This is a genomic window from Achromobacter sp. GQ309, assembly GCF_059759315.1.
Genome location: NZ_JCAXDP010000007.1, coordinates 1 through 18,632 on the forward strand (window position 1 = coordinate 1; position 18,632 = coordinate 18,632).

Below are 18,632 nucleotides of genomic sequence, written 5' to 3' on the forward strand. Positions count from 1 at the left end.
TCCGCCGCTGCCGGCGTCTGACGCAGAAGCGAAAGCAGCCACACGCGAAGCGTCATCGCCACGACGCAAGACAGCGCGTAAGCCCACGAAGGCCGCCCGCGCGGCCGCCCGGGGGCGGGCAGCGCAAGACGCTTCTCTTCCACACAAATGCGTGCAAGAACCTAAAGAACCCAACTCGCCCCAGCACCCTCGAAGATCAAGCAACTCGAGCCCGGTGCGGCGTGGGCCTGGGGCGGGCGGGGCGTTTAGATGCGCCCGAGGGAAACCGTAGGGAGCCGAAGGCGTACGAGGTTGACGAAGGGGCAGTCCGGAGCGAAGGCTCCGGACCGCAATCGGAGCCCCGCCCGCCCCAGGCCCACGCCGCGCCGGGCGTCTAAAGAACACCTACGATGGCCAGCAACAGCACTCAACCTACCCCCCCAACCCCACCGACATCCCCCCGCAAACATAAAGCACCTGCCCAGTCACAAACCCCGCCCGCGGGTCCAGAAACATAGCCACGGTATGCGCCACCTCATCCGGCCGCCCAACCCGCCCCACGGGAATCGCCGCCTCCAGCGCCAGCGTCTTCGGCGCACCCGGCGGATTGGACTGGTTGAACAGCTCGGTAGCAACCGGCCCAGGCGCCACGGTGTTCACCGTAATGCCATCGCCCGCCAGCTCCAAAGCCCAGGTCCGCGTCATCCCCGCCAGCCCCGCCTTCGACGCGCCATACACCGACCGCCCGCCCTTGCCCAGCGCCGCCCGGCTGCCGATATTCACGACACGCCCGTACTTCGCCTGCCGCATCCCCGGCAATAGCGCCTGCATCAGCAGAATCGGCGCAGTCAAATTCAACGCCATCGTCCGCGCCAGTTCCTCCTGCGTAATGTCCTCGATGTTCGCAACCTGGATCATCCCCGCGTTGTTGACCAGATGCAGCACCGGTTCCTGTGCCGCCAACTCACGGCCCGCAGCGATAGTCGCCGCCGCGTCGCACAGGTCCACCGACCGGAACGTCTCGCCCGGCAACAGTGTCTCGGGCGACGTACGGCTGAAATTGACGACCTGAAAGCCGTCTTCAATCAGACGCGCCACGATGGCGCGGCCGATTCCCCGGCTTGCGCCGGTCACGAGAGCGATGGGTGAATTCATTGCGCCTTGATTCCCTGATCCTTGATGAGTCCGCCCCACTTCTTGCGTTCGGCGGATTCGAACGCGGCCAGATCCTTGCCGAACAGCGTGCCCGGCTTCGCGCCCATCGTGGCGAAGTTGGCGGCGATGGCCGGCGTCGCCAAGCCGCTGCGGGCGGCAGCAATCAGTTGTTCAACCACCGGCGCGGGGGTATTGCGCGGCGCGTACAACGCAAACCACGCCGTCACGTCAAACCCAGGCAATCCGGACTCGGCAACCGTCGGCAAGTCTGGCACCGACGGATCACGCGCCGCAGAAGTCACCGCCACCCCGCGCACCAGATTCCCGTCCTTGATCTGCGCCAGCGCGCCCGGCAGGTTGTCGAACAGCAGATCCACCTGCCCGCCCGCCACCGCCGGCAGCGACGCTGACGTGCCCTTGAACGGCACGTGCAGCATCGTCACCCCGGCCATGGCCTCGAAGTACGCCCCCGTCAGGTGCACCGACGAACCGATGCCAGGTGACGCATAGGTCAGCTTCTTGTCCGTTGACTGCTTGGCCGCCTTGATCACGTCCGCCACCGTCTTGTAGGGCGACTTCGCGCTGACCGCGATCACGTTCGGCGTCGTGGACACCAGCGCGATCGGCACCAAGTCGCGCTCGGGATCGAACGGCATGTTGCTGTAGAGAAACTGGTTGATCGTCTGCGTGCCGATCGTGCCCAGCCCCAGCGTGTAGCCGTCCGCCTTCGCCCGGGCGACGTAAGCCATGCCGATATTGCCGCCCGCGCCCGGCTTGTTCTCGACCAGCACCGTCTGCTTCAGGCCCGGCTGCAATGCGTTGGCGATGGCGCGGCCAAAGAGGTCCGCGCCGCCGCCCGGCGGATACGGTACGACGACGGTCACAGGGTGCTCGGGATAGCCCGCGGCGTGGACCGCAGGCAGCGCCAGAACGGCCAGCGCGGCAAGGGCGATGCGCCATCCAGCGCGCGGATGCTGCAATTGCGTCATGGTCTCGTCTCCTATCGAACCCGCTGATTGCGGATTTCTTTTTAAAGTACGTAAATACGTACTATATTCATAAGAACATGAAAAACCGACAGGAGACAAGCAGATGAAACGCTGGACGCAACGCCCCGAAGGTTCCACCTGGGGCGACTTCGGCCCGGATGACGAACTGGGCCGCCTGAACCTGCTGACCGAAGAAAAGGTGCTGCAGGCGGTGCGCGAAGTCCGTGCCGGCAAGGTCTTCTGCCTGTCGCTGCCGCTGGATCTGCCCGGCGGCAACGTGCTCAATCCGCGCCGCCACGCGCCCGCCCTCAAGCCCACCTTCCGCGAAGGCACGCCCTATCTGAACTTTGCGATGTCGCAGGTACAGCCCGAAGCCATCGACGTGCTGTCGGACGATCAGGTCACGCTGTCGATGCAGTATTCGACGCAGTGGGACGGCCTGTGCCACGTGGGCGCCATGTTCGACATCCAGGGCGACGGCCAGGCGCGCCGCGTCTATTACAACGGTTACGCCGCCGGCGTGGACGTGTTTGGCGGCGCCGATCCCGACAACTCGGCAGCCGCCTGCTGCCCGCCGGGCGGCTCGTATGCGCGCAAGCTCAGCGTCAGCCGCTATGCCGAAAAAGGCATGCAGGGCCGCGGCGTGCTGGTGGACTTGGCGCGTGCCTTTGGCCCGGGCCGCACGATCGTCGGCCATGCGCAGCTTCAAGCCGCCATGCGCGAGCAGGACGCCCAGCCCGAGCCCGGCGACATGCTGGTGCTGCGCACCGGTTTCGCGGAAGCCGTCGTGGCCATGAATGGCCACCCCGATCCGCACAAATTGGAGCAGACGGGCGCGGTGCTGGACGGCGCCGACCCCGCGCTGCTGGACTGGATTACGCATTCCGGCATCGCCGCCATCTGCGCCGACAACTACGCGGTCGAATCGTATCCAGCGCGCACATCCGGCCCCGGCCATTCCATCCTGCCGCTGCACCACCATTGCCTCTTCAAGCTGGGCGTACCGCTGGCCGAGCTGTGGTATCTGAAGGACCTGGCCGACTGGCTCCATACGAACGGCCGCAGCCGGTTCCTGTTGACCGCCCCGCCCTTGCGCATGCCGGGCGCCGTGGGTTCTCCCGTGACGCCCATTGCCACGGTGTAAGCCATGCCCCTGCCGTACTCGACCTTCTCCGACCATCTGGACGCGCTGGCCGCCCGGCAACCCGATGCCGTTGCGCTCATCGATCGTGATCAACCGCTCAGTTTCGGGGACCTGCGCACGCGCGGCCTCGCGCTGGCGGCGGGCCTGGCCCGCATCGGCGTGCAGCCCGGGCACCGCGTCGCCGTCTGGCTGCCCAACTGCGCGGCCTGGGTCGAATCCTTTCTTGCGTGCGCCCATCTGGGCGCGCTGGTGCTGGCCGTCAACACGCGCTTCCGCTCGGTCGAAGTGGCCGACATCCTGGGCCGCGGCCGCGCCGACTGGCTGGTGTATTGGCCCGACTTCAAAGGCATCGACTTCCAGGGCATCCTGGATGGCGTCGCGCCCGTGGATGTGGATCAGTTGCAGGGCGCGGTCGCGCTGGCTGGGCCCGACGAACTTCCTCCGGCATCGCTTCACGGCAAACCGGTGCACCGGTACGACGCGCTGCTGGCCTGCGCCGATCCCGCCCCCGTCGCGCAAGCCAATGCCGGCGTGTTGTGCTTCACCACATCCGGCACCACGTCCAAACCCAAGTTCGTGCTGCACGATCAAAAGACCTTGTTGCGCCACGGTGCGATGGTGGCGCGGGCGTTCGGCTACGACGACCGGACCTGCGTGCTGGCCAGCGCGCCGTTCTGCGGCGCATTCGGTTTTGCGACATTGGCCGGCGGCCTGGCGCGCGGCGTGCCCGTCGTCTGCGCCCCTGTGTTCGACGCGGCCCAATCCGCGCAGGCCATCGCCCGCCACGCCGTCACCCACACCTACGCCAACAACGAGGCGCTGGTCGGCATGATGCAGGCCGCCGCGCCCGGCGCGTTTGCGTCCGTGCAGCTATTCGGCTTCGCCAGCTTCACCCCCGCGCTGGACAACATGCTGGACCTGGCCCGCGCGGCTGGCGTGCCGCTCACGGGCCTGTACGGTTCCAGCGAACTGATTGCGCTGGTGGCGGGCCAGCCCCGCGACCCCGCCGACGGCGACGTGTCGGCCCGCCACCAGCCCGGCGGCACGCTCATCTACCCCAACGCCCGTGTGCGCGCCCGCGATCCCGAGTCCGGCCGGGTGCTGCCGCACGGCCAGTCCGGCGAAATCGAAATCCTGTCGCCCAGCCTGATGCAGGGCTACCTGGACAACCCGGACGCGACCCGCGCGGCCGTAACGGATGACGGCTACTTCAAGACCGGCGACCTGGGCTACACGCTGACCGACCGCCAGTTCGTGTTCCAGACCCGGATGGGCGACTCGCTGCGGCTGTCCGGCTTCCTGGTCAACCCCGTGGAGATCGAACAGGTCGTCGAGACCCTGCCGGGCGTGCGGGCCTGCCAGGTGGTGGGCGCAACGTGCAACGGCAAGATCGTGCCGTACGCCTTCGTGCTGCTGCAGGAAGGCGCGCAGGCCGACCCGGCCGGTTGGACCGCGGCGTGCAAGGCGGCCATGGCGGGTTTCAAGGCGCCGGCGGGCTTTACCGTGCTGGACGCATTCCCGTCAGTGGAGAGCGCCAACTCGGTCAAGATCCAGAAGCACCGGCTGCGCGAGATGGCGGACGCTATGCTCTCGGCTTCCGCTTCATAGCCCTTCATCCCGCCATGCCCGCCCGTAAGCTTTTTTCGCGCAGTCCCCAGCCGCTTTACCTGCAGGCCGCCGCGCTGTTCCGCAGCCACATCCAGAACCGGACGTGGCGGCCCGGACAGCAGATCCCGCCGCTGGAATCGCTGATGGAGACCTACGGCATCTCGCGCGCGACCATCCGCCAGGCGTTCGGCCTGCTGGAAGAAGACGGCCTGATCCGGCGCTCGCGCGGCTCCGGCACCTTCGTCAACGCCGAACTGCCCGAAACGCCCACGCTGCTCATTCCCAAGACCTGGGCCGAAACGGTCGAACTGAGCAACCAGCTCGGCACGGTGTCGCTGGTGGAGTCCAGCGCCGACTCGCCGCTGCCCGACACGCTGGGCATGCCGTGTGGCGCCGACCGCAGCGGCAGCTTCCAGTACCTGCGGCGCATTCATACGACGGATGCCGGCCCCTTCTGCTACAGCGAGGTCTTTCTGGACAGCGGCCTCTTCCGTAAGCACCGCGCCCGCATTCAGAAAAGCACCGTCGCCCCGGTGCTGGACCAGTTTTACGGCGCGCGCATCTCTGAAGCCCGCCAGGTCCTGAACGTGATCGAAGCGGGCCAGGAGTCTGCCGAGTCGCTGCAGATACCCGTGTCTTCCCCGGTGGCCGAGCTGCGCCGCTATGCCTGCATCGACGGCCGCGTGGTGTATTTCGCGCGGCTGGAGTTTCCATTCCGCAAGGTGCGGATGGAGTTCGACCTGCTCACCAGCCGCTGAGCGCTTCACCCAATCTGCCTCAGGAGAACACCGCCCCCCATCAACGACCGCCGCCGTCCGAACACACTGGGTGCAGCAGCAAACAAAACCTACATACGCGCCCGCCATATCCGAAAAGAATCCGGCATACAGGGAGACAACCATGAGACATGCCGACAGGACCCGGATTTCAATGCAGTGCCGCAGCACGATTGTTCGCTTGTTCGCCACGACCGCCATTGCCGCGGCCGCGCTTGCCGCCGCCAGCGCACAGGCGCAGACGCCCGCCCCCGCCGTCTCCGACGACGTGGTGCGGCTTGGCCTGATCCTGGACATGAGCGGCGTCTATGCCGACGTGACCGGCAAGGGCAGCGCCACCGCCGCCGAGATGGCGATTGCCGACTTCGGCGGCACCGTGCTGGGCAAGAAGGTGGACCTGCTGGTGGTGGACCACCAGAACAAGGCCGACATCGCCGCCGCCAAGGCGCGCGAGTGGTACGACGTCCAGAAGGTCGACGCCATCATGGACGTCGCCGGCTCCGCGCCCGCGCTGGCCGTGCTGGAAGTGGCGCGTGAAAAGAAAAAGATCGTGGTCTTCAGCGGGCCGGGCACCGAGCGCATCACCAACGACCTGTGCTCTCCCTATTCCGTCCACTACACCTACGACACGTGGTCGCTCGCCAACACCACCGCACGCGCCACCGTGGAGCAAGGCGGCAAGAGCTGGTACTTCCTGACGGCGGACTACGCGTTCGGCCACACGCTGCAGGCGTCGGCCACCGACGTCGTGAAGGCCAATGGCGGCACGGTGCTGGGCGCCTCGCGCCACCCGCTCGGCTCCAGCGACTTCGCCTCTTATCTGCTGCAGGCGCAGGCCAGCAAGGCGCAGATCGTGGGCCTGGCCAACGCGGGCGGCGACACCGTCAACGCCATCAAGGCGGCCAGCGAGTTCGGGCTGACCAAGGGCGGGCAGAAGATGGCGGGCCTGCTGCTCTACATCAACGACATCCACGCCATCGGCCTGGACGCGGCCGCCGGCCTGACGCTGACCGAAGCCTTCTACTGGGACATGAACGACCAGACCCGCGCGTGGTCGCAGCGCTATTACGACAAGCTCAAGAAGATGCCCAACATGAGCCAGGCGGGCACGTATTCGTCGGTCATGCACTATCTGAAAGCGGTGCAGGCGGCGGGCACGGACGAACCCACGGCGGTGATGAAGCAGATGAAGGCCACGCCCATCAACGACTTCTTCGCCACCAACGGCCGCATCCGCGAAGACGGCCGCATGGTGCACGACATGTACCTGTTCGAGGTCAAGAAGCCGTCGGAATCCAAGCGGCCGTGGGACTACTACAAGCTGGTGGCCACGCTGCCGGGCGACCAGGCCTTCATGCCGCTGTCCCGGTCGACCTGCCCGCTGGTCAAGAAGTAGGACAGCGGGGCGTCCTCGGCGGGAGCTGCAGAGGATGGCATCGGCGGCGTGAAGCGCCCGCCGCGGGAGACGCCCGCCGCGGGGACGCCCGCCGCCGACTACGCCCGCCGCCGAGTACGCCCGGCGCGTTATCCTTGCCGCTTTGCCTTTCGCCGCTCCGACATGCCGCAACGCGCAGCCCGCATCATCGAAGGAACCATCGACCACATCTGGGTCGCAACGCCGGTGCGGCGAAACGATGTCTTCCTGCGGGTCGGTGCGGAGACGATCTGGGGTTCCGCGCTGGACCCCTCGCACATCGCCCTGCTGCGCGCCTTTCACAATAAAGGCACTGCCGTGCGCATTGGCGTGCTGGAAGCCGAGCATGGCCTGAACCGCTTTTGCTGGGCCGTGCCCGCGCAAGGCGAACCCATTGCGCCGCTCACCTATCAGACCGCCCAACGGCGCAGCGGACGCGAGGCCGCCATCTGCAGCGCCGTGGGCGTGGCCGCCCTGGGCGCGGCGTGGCTGGCCGGGATCTCGACGCTCCCGCGCATGTTCATGATGGTGTTCGCGCTGGTGATCGCACTGATGGCGCTGGTGCTTTCCGCGAGCGCCTTGCACGCCCTCTGGCACAACCGCCGCGAGCGGCCGCGCATCCTTGCCAGCGAGGCTCTGTTCGATCCCGCGAAGCGCCCAGCGGCCATGAACGCTGCGCCAGCCCCCTCACCGCTTCAGCAGGAACCGGCTGCGCTGACGCAGGAGGGCGATCCGCCTCTCCTCTTGATCCGCGGGCAGCTGGACGGCATCACGCATGAAACGCGGCATGTGCATAAGGGCCCGACTTACGGCCACTATCGCTTTTCGGTTCAGGGCCGCCAGTTCCTGATGACGGTCGATGAATCACTGGGAAGCTGGCAGCCGTTCCTGGCGCAGAACGACTACGTCGAGATGGCCGTCAATGCCCAACCGGCGCCAGACGAGCCGCACGCGGTGTATGCCCTGCGCAACCTTGAGGACGGGCGCACCTATATGTGTCATCTGCGATTCCGCGCCTTTCCCGGCAGGGACACGCCGGTCGGCGTCGGCATGAATCAGCGCGCGCCGCTGCTCAAGGCCATCGGCGGGTTGATGCTTGCGGTCTGGCTGTTCCTCATTGGCCTGACTTGGTTCATGGATCCCGAGGCGTTGCAGGGCGACTTTCCGGAACTCGCGTTGTTCATCCTGGGCATGTTCCTGCTGGTGTGGCTGTGCTTCGCTCTGCCGCTCCTCTGGCTCGACGTGCGGTGGCGCATGGGCAAGCCGACGCGGCGCCAGCGCATCACCGAACGCATCTATGCGCTGCTCGACCTGGGCACGCCGTTCGCGCCCAAGCGACGCATCGAAGAGGTATGAACGGACGGGGCGTATCCTTGCCGGACGCCTGACTGCCGCTGGAGATCCGCATGACCACCCCCGCCCCGCGTCCTATCGCCGCCACCATCGCCGCCGTCGTGCGCGACGGCCACGTGCTGCTGGTGCGCCGCGCCAACCCGCCCGATCAGGATCGCTGGGCGTTTCCGGGCGGCAAGATCGACGCGGGCGAACGGCTGGCTGACGCGGCCGCGCGCGAATTACTGGAAGAGACCGGCGTCACTGCCGAGCCGCTGCACGTCTTTGACGCCGTCGACGTCTTCGACCGCGACGACACCGGCGCCCTGCGCCGCCACTTCATCCTGATCGCCGTGCTGTGCCGCTGGGTGTCCGGTGAGCCGGTAGCGGGGGACGATGCCCGAGATGCGCGCTGGGTGTCCCTGGCTGACCTTGATGCCCACGCGCTGGCCACGAGCTTCGGGGTGGCGGAGCTGGCGCACAAGGCAGCAGATCTGATGGCAGCGCGCTAAACGCCCGATACGTTAAGGTGTAGCCCCACACCCCTTGTCTCTTCATTCCTGGAGTACCGAATGACCGGATTGTTCATCGTGGTGGCGGCGCTGGCGTTTCTGATGCTGGCGGCGTATCGAGGTTATAGCGTCATCCTGTGCGCGCCCATCGCAGCCATGGGCGCGGTGCTTCTGACAGACGCTTCAGCGCTGGCGCCCGTGTTCTCGGGCATCTTCATGGAGCGCATGGCCGGTTTTGCCAAGCTTTATTTCCCCGTGTTCCTCTTGGGCGCCGTGTTCGGCAAGCTCATCGAACTGTCGGGCTTTTCACGCGCCATCGTACAGGCGGTGCTGCGGCTGATCGGCGCCGAGCGCGCCATCGTGGCCATCGTGCTGGTGTGTGCGGTGCTGACGTACGGCGGCGTATCGCTATTCGTGGTGGTGTTCGCGGTCTACCCGTTTGCCGCCGAGATGTTCCGCCAGGGCGGCATCCCCAAGCGCCTGATGCCGGGCGCGATCGCGCTGGGCGCCTTCACCTTCACCATGACGGCACTGCCCGGCACGCCGCAGATCCAGAACATCATCCCCACCACGTTCTTCGAGACCACGACCTGGGCCGCGCCCTGGCTCGGTCTCATCGGCGCCGCGTTCACGCTGACCGCCGGCATCGCCTACCTGGAATGGCGCCGCAAGCGCGCGGCCGCGGCTGGCGAGACCTACGGCACGGACCTGCGCAACGAACCCGCGGCGCCCACCGGTGAGCGCAATCATCATCCGCTGATCGCGCTGTTGCCGCTGGTGGTGGTTGGCGTCATGAACTTCCTGCTGACGCGCTGGATCCCGGGCTGGTATCCGGCCGGTTCCGAAGTCGACCTGCCCGGCCTGGCCAAGCCCCTGCCCGTCAACGCCGAGGAGCAGGTGGCGCTGTGGGCCGTGATGGGCGCGCTGATCGCAGGCATCGTCACCATCCTGCTGTTCTCGTTCCGCGCCATCAAGTCGCACTTTGCCGAAGGCAGCAAGAGTGCCGTGTCGGGCGCGCTGCTGGCGTCGATGAACACCGCGGCCGAATACGGGTTTGGCGGCGTCATTGCCGCGCTGCCGGGCTTTCTGCTGGTCGCGCAGGCCTTGAAAGCCATTCCCGATCCGCTGGTGGGCGAAGCGGTCGCGGTAACGACGCTGGCCGGCATCACGGGCTCGGCCTCGGGCGGCATGAGCATCGCGCTGGCCGCAATGTCCCAAACCTTCATCGACGGCGCGCTGGCGGCAGGTATCCCGATGGAGGTGCTGCACCGGGTCGCCGCGATGGCGAGCGGCGGCATGGACACGCTGCCGCATAACGGCGCGGTCATCACGCTGCTGGCCGTCACGGGTCTCACGCACCGCCAATCCTATGGCGACATCTTCGCCATCACGCTGATATCGACGCTGTCGGTGTTCCTGGTGATCGGCGTGTTCTACCTGACCGGCATCGTCTGATCAAAGGCGGCGGCGAATACGCCCGCCAGCCACTGCGTGAACACGCGCACCCGCGCCGGCACCTGCCGGTTCTGCGGCGTCAGCACGGAAACCGGCATGGGCGCGGGCGGCGCGTGGGGCAGCACGATCTTCAGGTGCCCCGCCGCCAGCTCGCGCTCCACGCGGTAGCGCGGGACCTGCACCAATCCCAGGCCCGCGAGCGCCGCACTGGTGTAGAGTTCGGCCCCGCTCACGCTGACGACCGCACGCGGGCGCACCTGGACGATGCGCCCGTCCACCCGAAAATCCAGCGGCACGGCGCGGCCCGTCACGCTGGACACGTAATCCACGGCTATGTGATGTTCCAGCGCCTGCACGCTGTCCGGCACGCCGTGGCGCGACAGATAGGCGGGGCTGGCGACCGTCACCTGCGGCATCTGGGCGATCGTCCGCCCCGCCAGCGTCGAGTCCTGCGGCACGCCCGCGCGCAGCACGCAGTCGACGCCTTCGCGCACCAGATCCACCAGCCGGTCGTCTTCGCCCAGATGCAGGGCGATGTCGGGATAGCGTTGCAGGAAATCCGGCAGGCCGGGCATCACGAAGAACCGGGCCAGCGTGCCCTGCGCGTTCACCCGCAACAGCCCCTTGGGCGCCGTGTCCAGGAAAGCGCCGTCGGCCTCCTCCAGGTCGGCCAGAAGCCGCACGCAGCGCTGGTAGTGGGCCTCCCCGTCGTGCGTCAGCCGGACCTGCCGCGTGGTGCGGTCAAGCAACCGCGCGCCCAATCGGGCCTCCATGCGCTTGATCAGGTTGGTGACCGTGGCGCGCGGGATGCGCAGGTCGTCCGACGCCTTGGTGAAACTGCCTCGTTCGGCGATGCGCACGAACACCTGCATTTCCTGGAAACGATCCATGCCCCTGCCCCGCCTATTGTTAAAGCAAATGAAATTATCTTAGCAAAGCAGGCGTAATTATCTTTGGATCGGAATAGTCGATCATACGTCTCACCCACTCATCCAAGGAGAAACCCATGATCGACCAAGCTTCCCAGCGCGTTGCCCTGGTCACCGGCGGATCGCGCGGCATCGGCGCGGCCATCGTGCGCCGCCTGGCAGACGACGGCTTTGCCGTCGCCATCAATTACGCCTCGAGCGCGGCAGAAGCCGACGCCCTGGCCGGCGAAGTCCGCCAAGCCGGCGGACGCGCCTTGGCCGTGCGCGCCGATGTTGCCAAGCCCGATGACGTGCGCGCGATGTTCGATGCCATCCAGACCGAATTCGGCCGGATCGACGTGCTGGTCAACAGCGCGGGCGTGCTGCAGGTGCAGCCGCTCGCTGAAACCAGCGACGACCTGTACGACCGGACCTTCGACATCAACACCCGCGGCACCTTCAACACGCTGCGCGAGGCCGCCGCACGTCTGGCCGATGGCGGCAGCATCGTCAACGTGTCCAGCACCACCGTCGCGCTCAACCTGCCCGGCTACTCGGTCTACATCGCCAGCAAGGCCGCCGTCGAAAGCCTGACGCAGGTCTTCGCCAAGGAACTGCGCGGACGCCAGATCAGGGTGAACGCCGTCGCCCCCGGCCCTGTCGCCACCGAGCTGTTCTTCAAGGGCAAGAGCCCCGAATTGATCGAGCACTACGCCAAGATGCCGCCGCTGGAACGCCTGGGCCAACCGGAAGACATCGCGGGCATCGTCTCGTTCCTGGCGGGACCCGACAGTGGGTGGGTGAACGGGCAGATCGTGCGTGCGAATGGTGGCGTGGCCTGAAAATTTCTCGCGCGCGCCAGCGCCCCTTGAACGCGCGCACTCATCCCAACGCACGAGCCCGGCCCTTCGGCCGGGCTTTTCTTTCACGGCGCTGAATGCCGCATATTTGCTGATGTCCTCATCCGTATTACCCATGCGCGCCTCGCCCGATGGGCCGAGGCAATTTAAGCGGTTTTGAAATTTTCAGTTTGCGCGCTCCGGACTTTGATTTACGGAAAAGTCTGGCCAGTTGGACGAGGTTTGCATGAGACGGAGTCCGTAAGCCGTGGTTTAGCCTGACCCGGCAGTACTCCGACTCACCTTGATCGATTGGACGAAAGCAATGAATCAACTCATTCATCCGGACTGCCACCCCTTTACCGCCGCAGGCAATCTGAAGCAGATCTCCGCGTATTACGAGGAAGGTCGCCGTGTCATGTGGATGATGCTGCGCGCGCAACCGCGCCCGTGCTTTAACCATGAACTCATCGACGAGATCATGACCCTGGCGCGCGCCGCCAAGGACTCCGGCCTGCCCATCGACTTCTGGGTCACGGGCTCGCTGGTGCCGCAGATCTACAACGTCGGCGGCGATCTGAACTTTTTTGCCGAGGCCATCCGCACCGGCAAGCGCGAGGCGCTGCGGGCCTATGCCCGTGCATGCGTTGATTGCGTGCACGCCGCCACGCGCGGTTTTGACACCGGCGCCATCTCGCTGGCCATGATCGAGGGCACCGCGCTGGGCGGCGGCTTCGAGGCCGCGCTGGCCCACCACTTCGTGCTCGCGCAAAACAATGCGCGCATGGGCTTCCCTGAGATGGCGTTCAACCTTTTCCCCGGCATGGGCGGCTATTCGCTGGTCGCGCGCCGCTCGGGCATGAAGCTGGCCGAGGAGCTGATCAGCACCGGCGAATCGCACACGGCCGAGTGGTACCACGGCCGCGGCCTGGTGGACGTGCTGTTCGAGCCGGGCGAGGCCTTCAAGGCCACGCGCACCTTCATCGACGTGATGCGGCCCAAGCTCAATGGCATGCGCGCCATGCTGCGCGCGCGCCAGCGCGTGCTGGCTCTGCCGCGCGCCGAGCTGATGGACATTACCGAGGATTGGGTCGAAGCCGCCTTCTCCATCGATCCGAAGGACCGCGCCTACATGGAGCGGCTGGTGATGGCGCAGAACCGCCGCACGGCGAGCAATTCGGAGGCCACCGAAGTGGCCACCATGCACTGATCCGGCGGCGCGCCGCCGGTTGCGTCATGCAATGAGATGCAGCCGGCGGCGCTGCGCCAGCCAGGCGGTGAGCTCCGCCGCGGGCATGGGCTTGGCGTACAGGTAGCCCTGCTTGGCGTCCACGCCCAGGGTGTCCAGGAAGACGGTTTCTTCCTGGGTTTCCACGCCTTCGGCAATGACCTGGAGCTCGAGCGTGCGCGCCACGGCAACGATGGCGCGCGCGAGCGCCTGCGAGACCGGATTTTCGTTGACGCCCCGCACGAAGCTGGCGTCAAGCTTGATTGCGTCCAGCGGGATCCGCGCCAGCTGCGACAGCGACGAATAACCCGTGCCGAAATCGTCCAGATGCACACGCGCACCCAGTTGCCGGAACTGCTTGATAAGTTCGATGGCGGCGTCTTCATCGTCGATCAGGCAGCTTTCCGTGAGCTCGATGTCGACCAGGCAGGGGTTGAGATTCGCATCGTTGATGGCGCGCATGAATTCGCTGACCACGCCCTTGTCGTCCAGCTGGCGGGCCGACATGTTGATCGCGATGCGCAGGTTCAGGCCCTCGCGCTTCCATGCCGCTGCCTGCCGGGCTGCTTCGCGCATCACCCAGACGCCCAGCGGCGAGATGAGCCCCGATTCCTCGGCGTAGGGAATGAAGGTGTCCGGACCCACCATGCCGCGTTCCGGCGAACGCCAGCGCACCAGCGCTTCCACGCCGTCGACCTCGCCCGTGCGGCCGACCAGCTTGGGCTGGTAGTACAGCATCAGGTGGTTCTCGGCCAGTGCCTTGCGAAGGTTCGTGTCCAGCCACACATAGTCCGCGTTGCGGCGGTCCATGTCGGGCTGGAACACGCGATACGTATGGCGGCCCGCTTCCTTGGCCACGTACATGGCGATATCCGCGCTGCGCACCACGCTGTCCAGGTCGGCGCCGTGATCGGGGTACATCGCGATGCCGATGGAGCAGCTGGTGTAGACCTCGATGAGGCCCTGGCGGAACGGTTCGCGCAGCCGCTCGATGATGCGCTGCGCGGTGGCCTCCAGTTGCCAGGCCTGCGCCTCTTCCTGCAGGACGATGAACTCGTCGCCGCCCAGGCGGGCCAGCGTCTGGCCATCGGACAAGCAGTTCGAGATGGCGACCGACACCGCTTTCAGCAGCCGGTCGCCGAAACCGTGGCCGTAGTGGTCGTTGATGCGCTTGAAGTTGTCCAGGTCCAGGAACAACACGCCGCCCCGCCCTTCGCGGCCCGCCGCCAGCGCCGCCTTCAGCCGCGACGTGATCGCGTGGCGGTTGGGCAGGTTGGTCAGCATGTCGGTGTTGGCCAGCACCCGCAGGCGCTCCTGCGCCTGGCGTTCTTCGGTGATGTCGGTGCCCGAGCAGATCAGGTAGACCCGCTTTTCGCCGCTGCCGCTGGTGACGAACTTGTTGCGGAACAGGAAAAGGCGCGGCCCCTTGACGGTGTTGATCGTGCGCTCGACCTCGTACGACTGGCCGCGTTTGTAGAACTCGGCGATATTGCGGCGCGAGGCAATGGCTTCCTCGCGCGTCATGAACATGTCGAAGACGCTGCGGCCCACGATGTCCTGTTCGCGCTTGCCGGTGTATTCCTCGCTGAGCTTGTTGAAGCGCTGCACGCGGCCGTTCTGGTCGACGATCACGATGACCGAATTGGCTTCGGACACTACCGTTTCGGCGAACGACAGACCTTCGACGAGGTCCTTGGCGACGGATTCAGTATCGGTGTGGGCCGATGCGGTGCCAGCCCATTCGTTGGGATTGATCTTGCGGCCAACCAGGTGCAGGTGCAGCAGATCGCCATACAACATGATGTCGATCCGCACGCTGGACGTGATGCCCGTCAGGCCGCGCACGGCCTCGGCCTGATCCGGGCGCAAGGCCATGGCGATATTGGTTGCGCCCTTGACTGCGGCGAGTTCAATCGCATCGCTATCGGCGGACAACCGCCAATATGGGCTATGCGTACCGAAATGCGTGTGCAGGATCGACTTTTCGTCCTGGTTCTCAGTCATTGGTATCCCCCCGCCGTCCTAAGGCCCGCGAAACACATTACGGGCTACTGAATTTGGGGTCAACCACCTTGTCGGGCCCCAAAACCGCTTTATTGCGGTTTATTGCATAGCCGTTCGCAGCGTCAGTGCAATTCTCTGAAATACAGCGTCTTTCCCAGCGCAGCGCACAAGGCGGCGGAAGCGATTATTTCGGTTCCTTTCAGACGCCGCAAAAACGAGAACGCCGGAAATTCGTGGCGAATTTCCGGCGTAGGGAGCAATGAGGCGCGGCGCGCCGTCAGAAGGGGCTTACTCGCCCTTCACGCCCGCCTCGTCGATCACCTTGGTCCAGCGTGCGACTTCAGCCGACACACGCGCGCTGGCGTCAGCAGGCGACGTCCACGTCGCAATCGCGCCCTGGTTCAAGAGCGACGCCTTGACCTCGGGCTTGGCCAGGATCTTCTTGAGCTCGGCATTCAGGCGGTCGATGACCGGCGCAGGCGTGTTGGCCGGGGCCACGATGCCGAACATCGAGCTGACCTCGAAGTCCTTCAGGCCGGCTTCGGCGGCGGTAGGCACGTCGGGCAGCGCATCGACGCGTTGCGGCGAGGTTACCGCCAGCGCGCGCAGCTTGCCCGCCTTGATGTTGCCCTGCGCGGCAGGCACCGTTTCGATCATGCTGAGCACCTGGCCGCCCATCAGGTCGGTCATGGCCGGGCCGCTGCCCTTGTAGGGCACGTGCAGGATGTCCGCGCCGGCGGTGCGCTTGAACATTTCGCCGGCCAGATGCTGGGGCGAGCCGTTGCCGGCGGATGCCATGGTCACGTAGCCGGGCTTGGACTTGGCCAGCGCGATGAACTCGGGCAGCGTCTTGGCCGGCACCGACGGGTTCACCACGAACACCAGGGGCACCGTGCCCACGATGGCGACGGGCGCGAAGCTCTTTTCCACGTCGTACGTGACGCGGCCGCGATAGAGCGCGGCGTTGATGGAGTGGCTGGTCAGCGCGCCCATCAGCAGCGTGTAGCCGTCGGGTTGCGCCTTGGCTACCTGGTCCGCGCCGATGTTGCCGGCGGCGCCCGCGCGGTTTTCCACCACCACGGTCTGACCCAGCGCGCCCGTCAGTTCCTGGGCGAGCACACGGCCGATCACGTCGGTGGCGCCGCCGGGCGGGTAAGGCACGATCATGCGGATCGGCTTGTCGGGATAGGCGTCGGCCGACAACGCCGGGGCGGAAACGCCGGCGCACAGCGCCAGCAGGGAAAACATCACGGCGCGGCGCGGCCGCAGACGCAGGTCTGACATGTGGTCTCTCCAGCCGGGATGGGTATAGGAATGAACGGACGCCCGGTTCGTCAACGGCGCCAGTGTAGGGGGCCACCCTTGATTGAAGAATCGGTATTTTTCTATCGACTGATCTCTAAAACAGATCAATTAAGCTACCGCCATAAACCGCTTGCAGGCCCGGCGACGGGCTGGATATGATGTCGCCGCAGGATTATCAATAATATTATCGGGACTGAAAATGACGGACGACACCAAGGGCGGCAAGCCCGGCAAGGGCCCTTTTGACAGCGACAGCGCCACCGCGCGCGGCGTCGCCCGCGGGCTGACCAACTACGGCGACATTGGCTTTTCGCTGTTCCTGCGCAAGGCCTTCATCAAGGGCGCCGGCCTGTCGGACGATGCGCTGGCGCGTCCCATCATCGGTATCGTCAACACCGGCAGCAGCTACAACCCCTGCCACGGCAACGCGCCGCAACTCATCGAGGCCGTCAAGCGCGGCGTCATGCTGGCCGGCGGCCTGCCCATGGACTTCCCCACCATCTCGGTGCACGAGAGCTTCTCGCAGCCCACCAGCATGTACCTGCGCAACCTCATGTCCATGGACACCGAGGAAATGATCCGCGCGCAGCCGATGGACGCCGTCGTGTTGATCGGCGGCTGCGACAAGACCGTGCCCGCACAATTGATGGGCGCCGCCTCAGCCGGCGTGCCCGCCATCCAGCTCGTCACCGGGTCGATGCTGACCGGCTCGCACCGCGGCGAACGCGTGGGCGCCTGCACCGACTGCCGCCGCTACTGGGGCCGCTACCGCGCCGAAGAGATCGACGCCGTCGAGATCGCCGACGTGAACAACCAGTTGGTTGCCAGTGTCGGCACCTGTTCCGTCATGGGCACGGCCAGCACCATGGCCTGCATTACCGAGGCGCTGGGCATGATGGTGTCGGGCGGCGCGTCCGCCCCGGCCGTCACCGCCGACCGCGTCCGCGTGGCTGAACACACCGGCGCCACGGCCGTCGCCATGGCGGCCTCGCGCCTGACCCCGGACCGCATCCTGAACGGCAAGTCCATCGAAAACGCGCTGCGCGTGCTGCTCGCCATCGGCGGGTCGACCAACGGCATCGTCCACCTGACCGCCATCGCCGGCCGCCTGGGCATCGACATCGACCTGGCCGGCCTGGATCGCATCAGCCGCGAGACGCCCGTGCTGGTCGACCTGAAGCCGTCGGGCCAGCACTACATGGAAGACTTCCACGACGCGGGCGGCATGCCCGCGCTGCTGCGCGAGCTGCGCCCGTTCCTGCATCTGGACGTCCTCACCGTGTCCGGCCGCACGCTCGGCGAAGAACTGGACGACGCCCCGCCGCCCTTCAAGCAGGACGTCATCCGCACGGCCGCCGCCCCCATCTATCCGGTGGGCGGCTTGGCGGTGCTGCGCGGCAACCTCGCGCCCGGCGGCGCCATCATCAAGCAATCTGCAGCCAACCCCAAGCTGATGGAGCACGAAGGCCGCGCCGTCGTGTTCGAGGACGCCGAAGACATGGCGCGCCGCATCGACGACGACGCGCTGGACGTGACCGCCGACGACATCCTGGTGCTCAAGCGCATCGGCCCCACCGGCGCGCCCGGCATGCCCGAAGCCGGCTACATGCCCATTCCCAAGAAACTGGCGCGCGCGGGCGTCAAGGACATGGTCCGGATCTCGGACGGCCGCATGAGCGGCACCGCGGCCGGCACCATCGTGCTGCACGTCACGCCCGAATCCGCCATCGGCGGCCCGCTGGCGTATGTGCAGAACGGCGACCGCATCCGTTTGTCGGTGGCCCGGCGCGAGATCGCGCTGCTGGTCGATGACGCCGAGCTTGCGCGCCGCACCGCCGCCAATCCCATCACGCGCCCCACCGCCGACCGCGGCTACCGCAAGCTGTTCCTGCAGTCCGTGACGCAGGCCGATCAGGGCGTCGACTTCGACTTCCTGCGCGCCGGTGTCACGAACGACACGGTCCCCAAGAAGTAATCCCGCCCT

The 18,632-nt window shown here is 66.5% G+C and carries 15 protein-coding genes; 10 read left to right on the forward strand and 5 right to left on the reverse strand.

Features of this window, described 5'->3' with window-relative positions; all coding sequences use genetic code 11:
- Positions 1 to 411 precede the first annotated feature (411 nt).
- Both AC6CIE_RS21135 and AC6CIE_RS21140 read right to left on the reverse strand, forming a co-directional pair.
- Complete coding sequence (locus AC6CIE_RS21135) at positions 412 to 1,134, reverse strand: SDR family oxidoreductase (RefSeq protein WP_218343454.1); 723 nt, start codon at positions 1,132 to 1,134, stop codon at positions 412 to 414.
- On the reverse strand, positions 1,131 to 2,123 hold the full coding sequence (locus tag AC6CIE_RS21140) for a Bug family tripartite tricarboxylate transporter substrate binding protein (protein WP_175124144.1): 993 nt from the start codon (positions 2,121 to 2,123) through the stop codon (positions 1,131 to 1,133). The genes AC6CIE_RS21135 and AC6CIE_RS21140 overlap by 4 nt, the downstream gene beginning before the upstream one ends.
- A 103-nt stretch (positions 2,124 to 2,226) precedes the next feature.
- On the opposite strand from AC6CIE_RS21140, the gene AC6CIE_RS21145 reads away from it, so the two are divergent.
- From AC6CIE_RS21145 to AC6CIE_RS21175, 7 genes are all read left to right on the forward strand, one after another.
- Positions 2,227 to 3,267, forward strand: coding sequence for a cyclase family protein (locus AC6CIE_RS21145; protein WP_498093812.1), 1,041 nt, complete (start codon positions 2,227 to 2,229; stop codon positions 3,265 to 3,267).
- A 3-nt stretch (positions 3,268 to 3,270) separates the two neighbouring features.
- Positions 3,271 to 4,875, forward strand: coding sequence for an AMP-binding protein (locus tag AC6CIE_RS21150; protein WP_498093814.1), 1,605 nt, complete (start codon positions 3,271 to 3,273; stop codon positions 4,873 to 4,875).
- Positions 4,876 to 4,889: 14 nt separating this feature from the next.
- Positions 4,890 to 5,633, forward strand: coding sequence for a GntR family transcriptional regulator (locus AC6CIE_RS21155; RefSeq protein ID WP_105238367.1), 744 nt, complete (start codon positions 4,890 to 4,892; stop codon positions 5,631 to 5,633).
- Between the two features lie 172 nt (positions 5,634 to 5,805).
- Positions 5,806 to 7,047 (forward strand): ABC transporter substrate-binding protein, encoded by a 1,242-nt coding sequence (locus AC6CIE_RS21160; protein ID WP_498094161.1) that lies wholly within the window; start codon positions 5,806 to 5,808, stop codon positions 7,045 to 7,047.
- Positions 7,048 to 7,209: 162 nt separating this feature from the next.
- Complete coding sequence (locus tag AC6CIE_RS21165) at positions 7,210 to 8,421, forward strand: hypothetical protein (protein ID WP_498093816.1); 1,212 nt, start codon at positions 7,210 to 7,212, stop codon at positions 8,419 to 8,421.
- Positions 8,422 to 8,471: 50 nt separating this feature from the next.
- Positions 8,472 to 8,909 carry an NUDIX hydrolase gene (locus tag AC6CIE_RS21170; RefSeq protein WP_286890173.1) on the forward strand — a complete coding sequence of 146 codons (438 nt, stop codon included), beginning with the start codon at positions 8,472 to 8,474 and terminating at the stop codon, positions 8,907 to 8,909.
- A gap of 60 nt (positions 8,910 to 8,969) precedes the next feature.
- The gene (locus tag AC6CIE_RS21175; RefSeq protein ID WP_175124139.1) at positions 8,970 to 10,364 is read left to right on the forward strand and encodes a GntP family permease; all 1,395 of its coding nucleotides are present in this window, start codon (positions 8,970 to 8,972) and stop codon (positions 10,362 to 10,364) included.
- Here AC6CIE_RS21175 and AC6CIE_RS21180 read toward each other — a convergent pair.
- Positions 10,343 to 11,254, reverse strand: a complete 912-nt coding sequence (locus AC6CIE_RS21180) for a LysR family transcriptional regulator (RefSeq protein WP_239214344.1) — start codon at positions 11,252 to 11,254, stop codon at positions 10,343 to 10,345. The genes AC6CIE_RS21175 and AC6CIE_RS21180 overlap by 22 nt on opposite strands.
- Positions 11,255 to 11,370: 116 nt before the next feature.
- Between AC6CIE_RS21180 and AC6CIE_RS21185 the strand changes: the two genes are divergently transcribed.
- Positions 11,371 to 12,114: an SDR family oxidoreductase gene (locus AC6CIE_RS21185; RefSeq protein ID WP_498093820.1), complete on the forward strand. Its 744-nt coding sequence runs from the start codon at positions 11,371 to 11,373 to the stop codon at positions 12,112 to 12,114.
- Positions 12,115 to 12,436: 322 nt separating this feature from the next.
- Positions 12,437 to 13,321, forward strand: a complete 885-nt coding sequence (locus AC6CIE_RS21190; protein ID WP_175124135.1) for a crotonase/enoyl-CoA hydratase family protein — start codon at positions 12,437 to 12,439, stop codon at positions 13,319 to 13,321.
- A 24-nt stretch (positions 13,322 to 13,345) separates the two neighbouring features.
- On the opposite strand, the gene pdeR is transcribed toward AC6CIE_RS21190, so the two are convergent.
- Together pdeR and AC6CIE_RS21200 are read right to left on the reverse strand one after the other, a co-directional pair.
- Entirely contained in the window at positions 13,346 to 15,343 is a 1,998-nt protein-coding gene (pdeR, locus tag AC6CIE_RS21195) for a cyclic di-GMP phosphodiesterase (RefSeq protein ID WP_175124134.1), read from the reverse strand.
- A gap of 288 nt (positions 15,344 to 15,631) precedes the next feature.
- Positions 15,632 to 16,627 carry a Bug family tripartite tricarboxylate transporter substrate binding protein gene (locus tag AC6CIE_RS21200; protein ID WP_498093822.1) on the reverse strand — a complete coding sequence of 332 codons (996 nt, stop codon included), beginning with the start codon at positions 16,625 to 16,627 and terminating at the stop codon, positions 15,632 to 15,634.
- A gap of 220 nt (positions 16,628 to 16,847) precedes the next feature.
- Between AC6CIE_RS21200 and AC6CIE_RS21205 the strand changes: the two genes are divergently transcribed.
- Complete coding sequence (locus AC6CIE_RS21205) at positions 16,848 to 18,623, forward strand: IlvD/Edd family dehydratase (protein WP_175124132.1); 1,776 nt, start codon at positions 16,848 to 16,850, stop codon at positions 18,621 to 18,623.
- Positions 18,624 to 18,632 lie beyond the last annotated feature (9 nt).

Bases quoted from the DNA above. Each gene is read 5' to 3' on its own strand.
- AC6CIE_RS21135 (WP_218343454.1), bottom strand. From the start codon at position 1,134: ATGAATTCACCCATCGCTCTCGTGACCGGCGCAAGCCGGGGAATCGGC.
- AC6CIE_RS21140 (WP_175124144.1), bottom strand. From the start codon at position 2,123: ATGACGCAATTGCAGCATCCGCGCGCTGGATGGCGCATCGCCCTTGCC.
- AC6CIE_RS21145 (WP_498093812.1), top strand. From the start codon at position 2,227: ATGAAACGCTGGACGCAACGCCCCGAAGGTTCCACCTGGGGCGACTTC.
- AC6CIE_RS21150 (WP_498093814.1), top strand. From the start codon at position 3,271: ATGCCCCTGCCGTACTCGACCTTCTCCGACCATCTGGACGCGCTGGCC.
- AC6CIE_RS21155 (WP_105238367.1), top strand. From the start codon at position 4,890: ATGCCCGCCCGTAAGCTTTTTTCGCGCAGTCCCCAGCCGCTTTACCTG.
- AC6CIE_RS21160 (WP_498094161.1), top strand. From the start codon at position 5,806: ATGCAGTGCCGCAGCACGATTGTTCGCTTGTTCGCCACGACCGCCATT.
- AC6CIE_RS21165 (WP_498093816.1), top strand. From the start codon at position 7,210: ATGCCGCAACGCGCAGCCCGCATCATCGAAGGAACCATCGACCACATC.
- AC6CIE_RS21170 (WP_286890173.1), top strand. From the start codon at position 8,472: ATGACCACCCCCGCCCCGCGTCCTATCGCCGCCACCATCGCCGCCGTC.
- AC6CIE_RS21175 (WP_175124139.1), top strand. From the start codon at position 8,970: ATGACCGGATTGTTCATCGTGGTGGCGGCGCTGGCGTTTCTGATGCTG.
- AC6CIE_RS21180 (WP_239214344.1), bottom strand. From the start codon at position 11,254: ATGGATCGTTTCCAGGAAATGCAGGTGTTCGTGCGCATCGCCGAACGA.
- AC6CIE_RS21185 (WP_498093820.1), top strand. From the start codon at position 11,371: ATGATCGACCAAGCTTCCCAGCGCGTTGCCCTGGTCACCGGCGGATCG.
- AC6CIE_RS21190 (WP_175124135.1), top strand. From the start codon at position 12,437: ATGAATCAACTCATTCATCCGGACTGCCACCCCTTTACCGCCGCAGGC.
- pdeR (WP_175124134.1), bottom strand. From the start codon at position 15,343: ATGACTGAGAACCAGGACGAAAAGTCGATCCTGCACACGCATTTCGGT.
- AC6CIE_RS21200 (WP_498093822.1), bottom strand. From the start codon at position 16,627: ATGTCAGACCTGCGTCTGCGGCCGCGCCGCGCCGTGATGTTTTCCCTG.
- AC6CIE_RS21205 (WP_175124132.1), top strand. From the start codon at position 16,848: ATGACGGACGACACCAAGGGCGGCAAGCCCGGCAAGGGCCCTTTTGAC.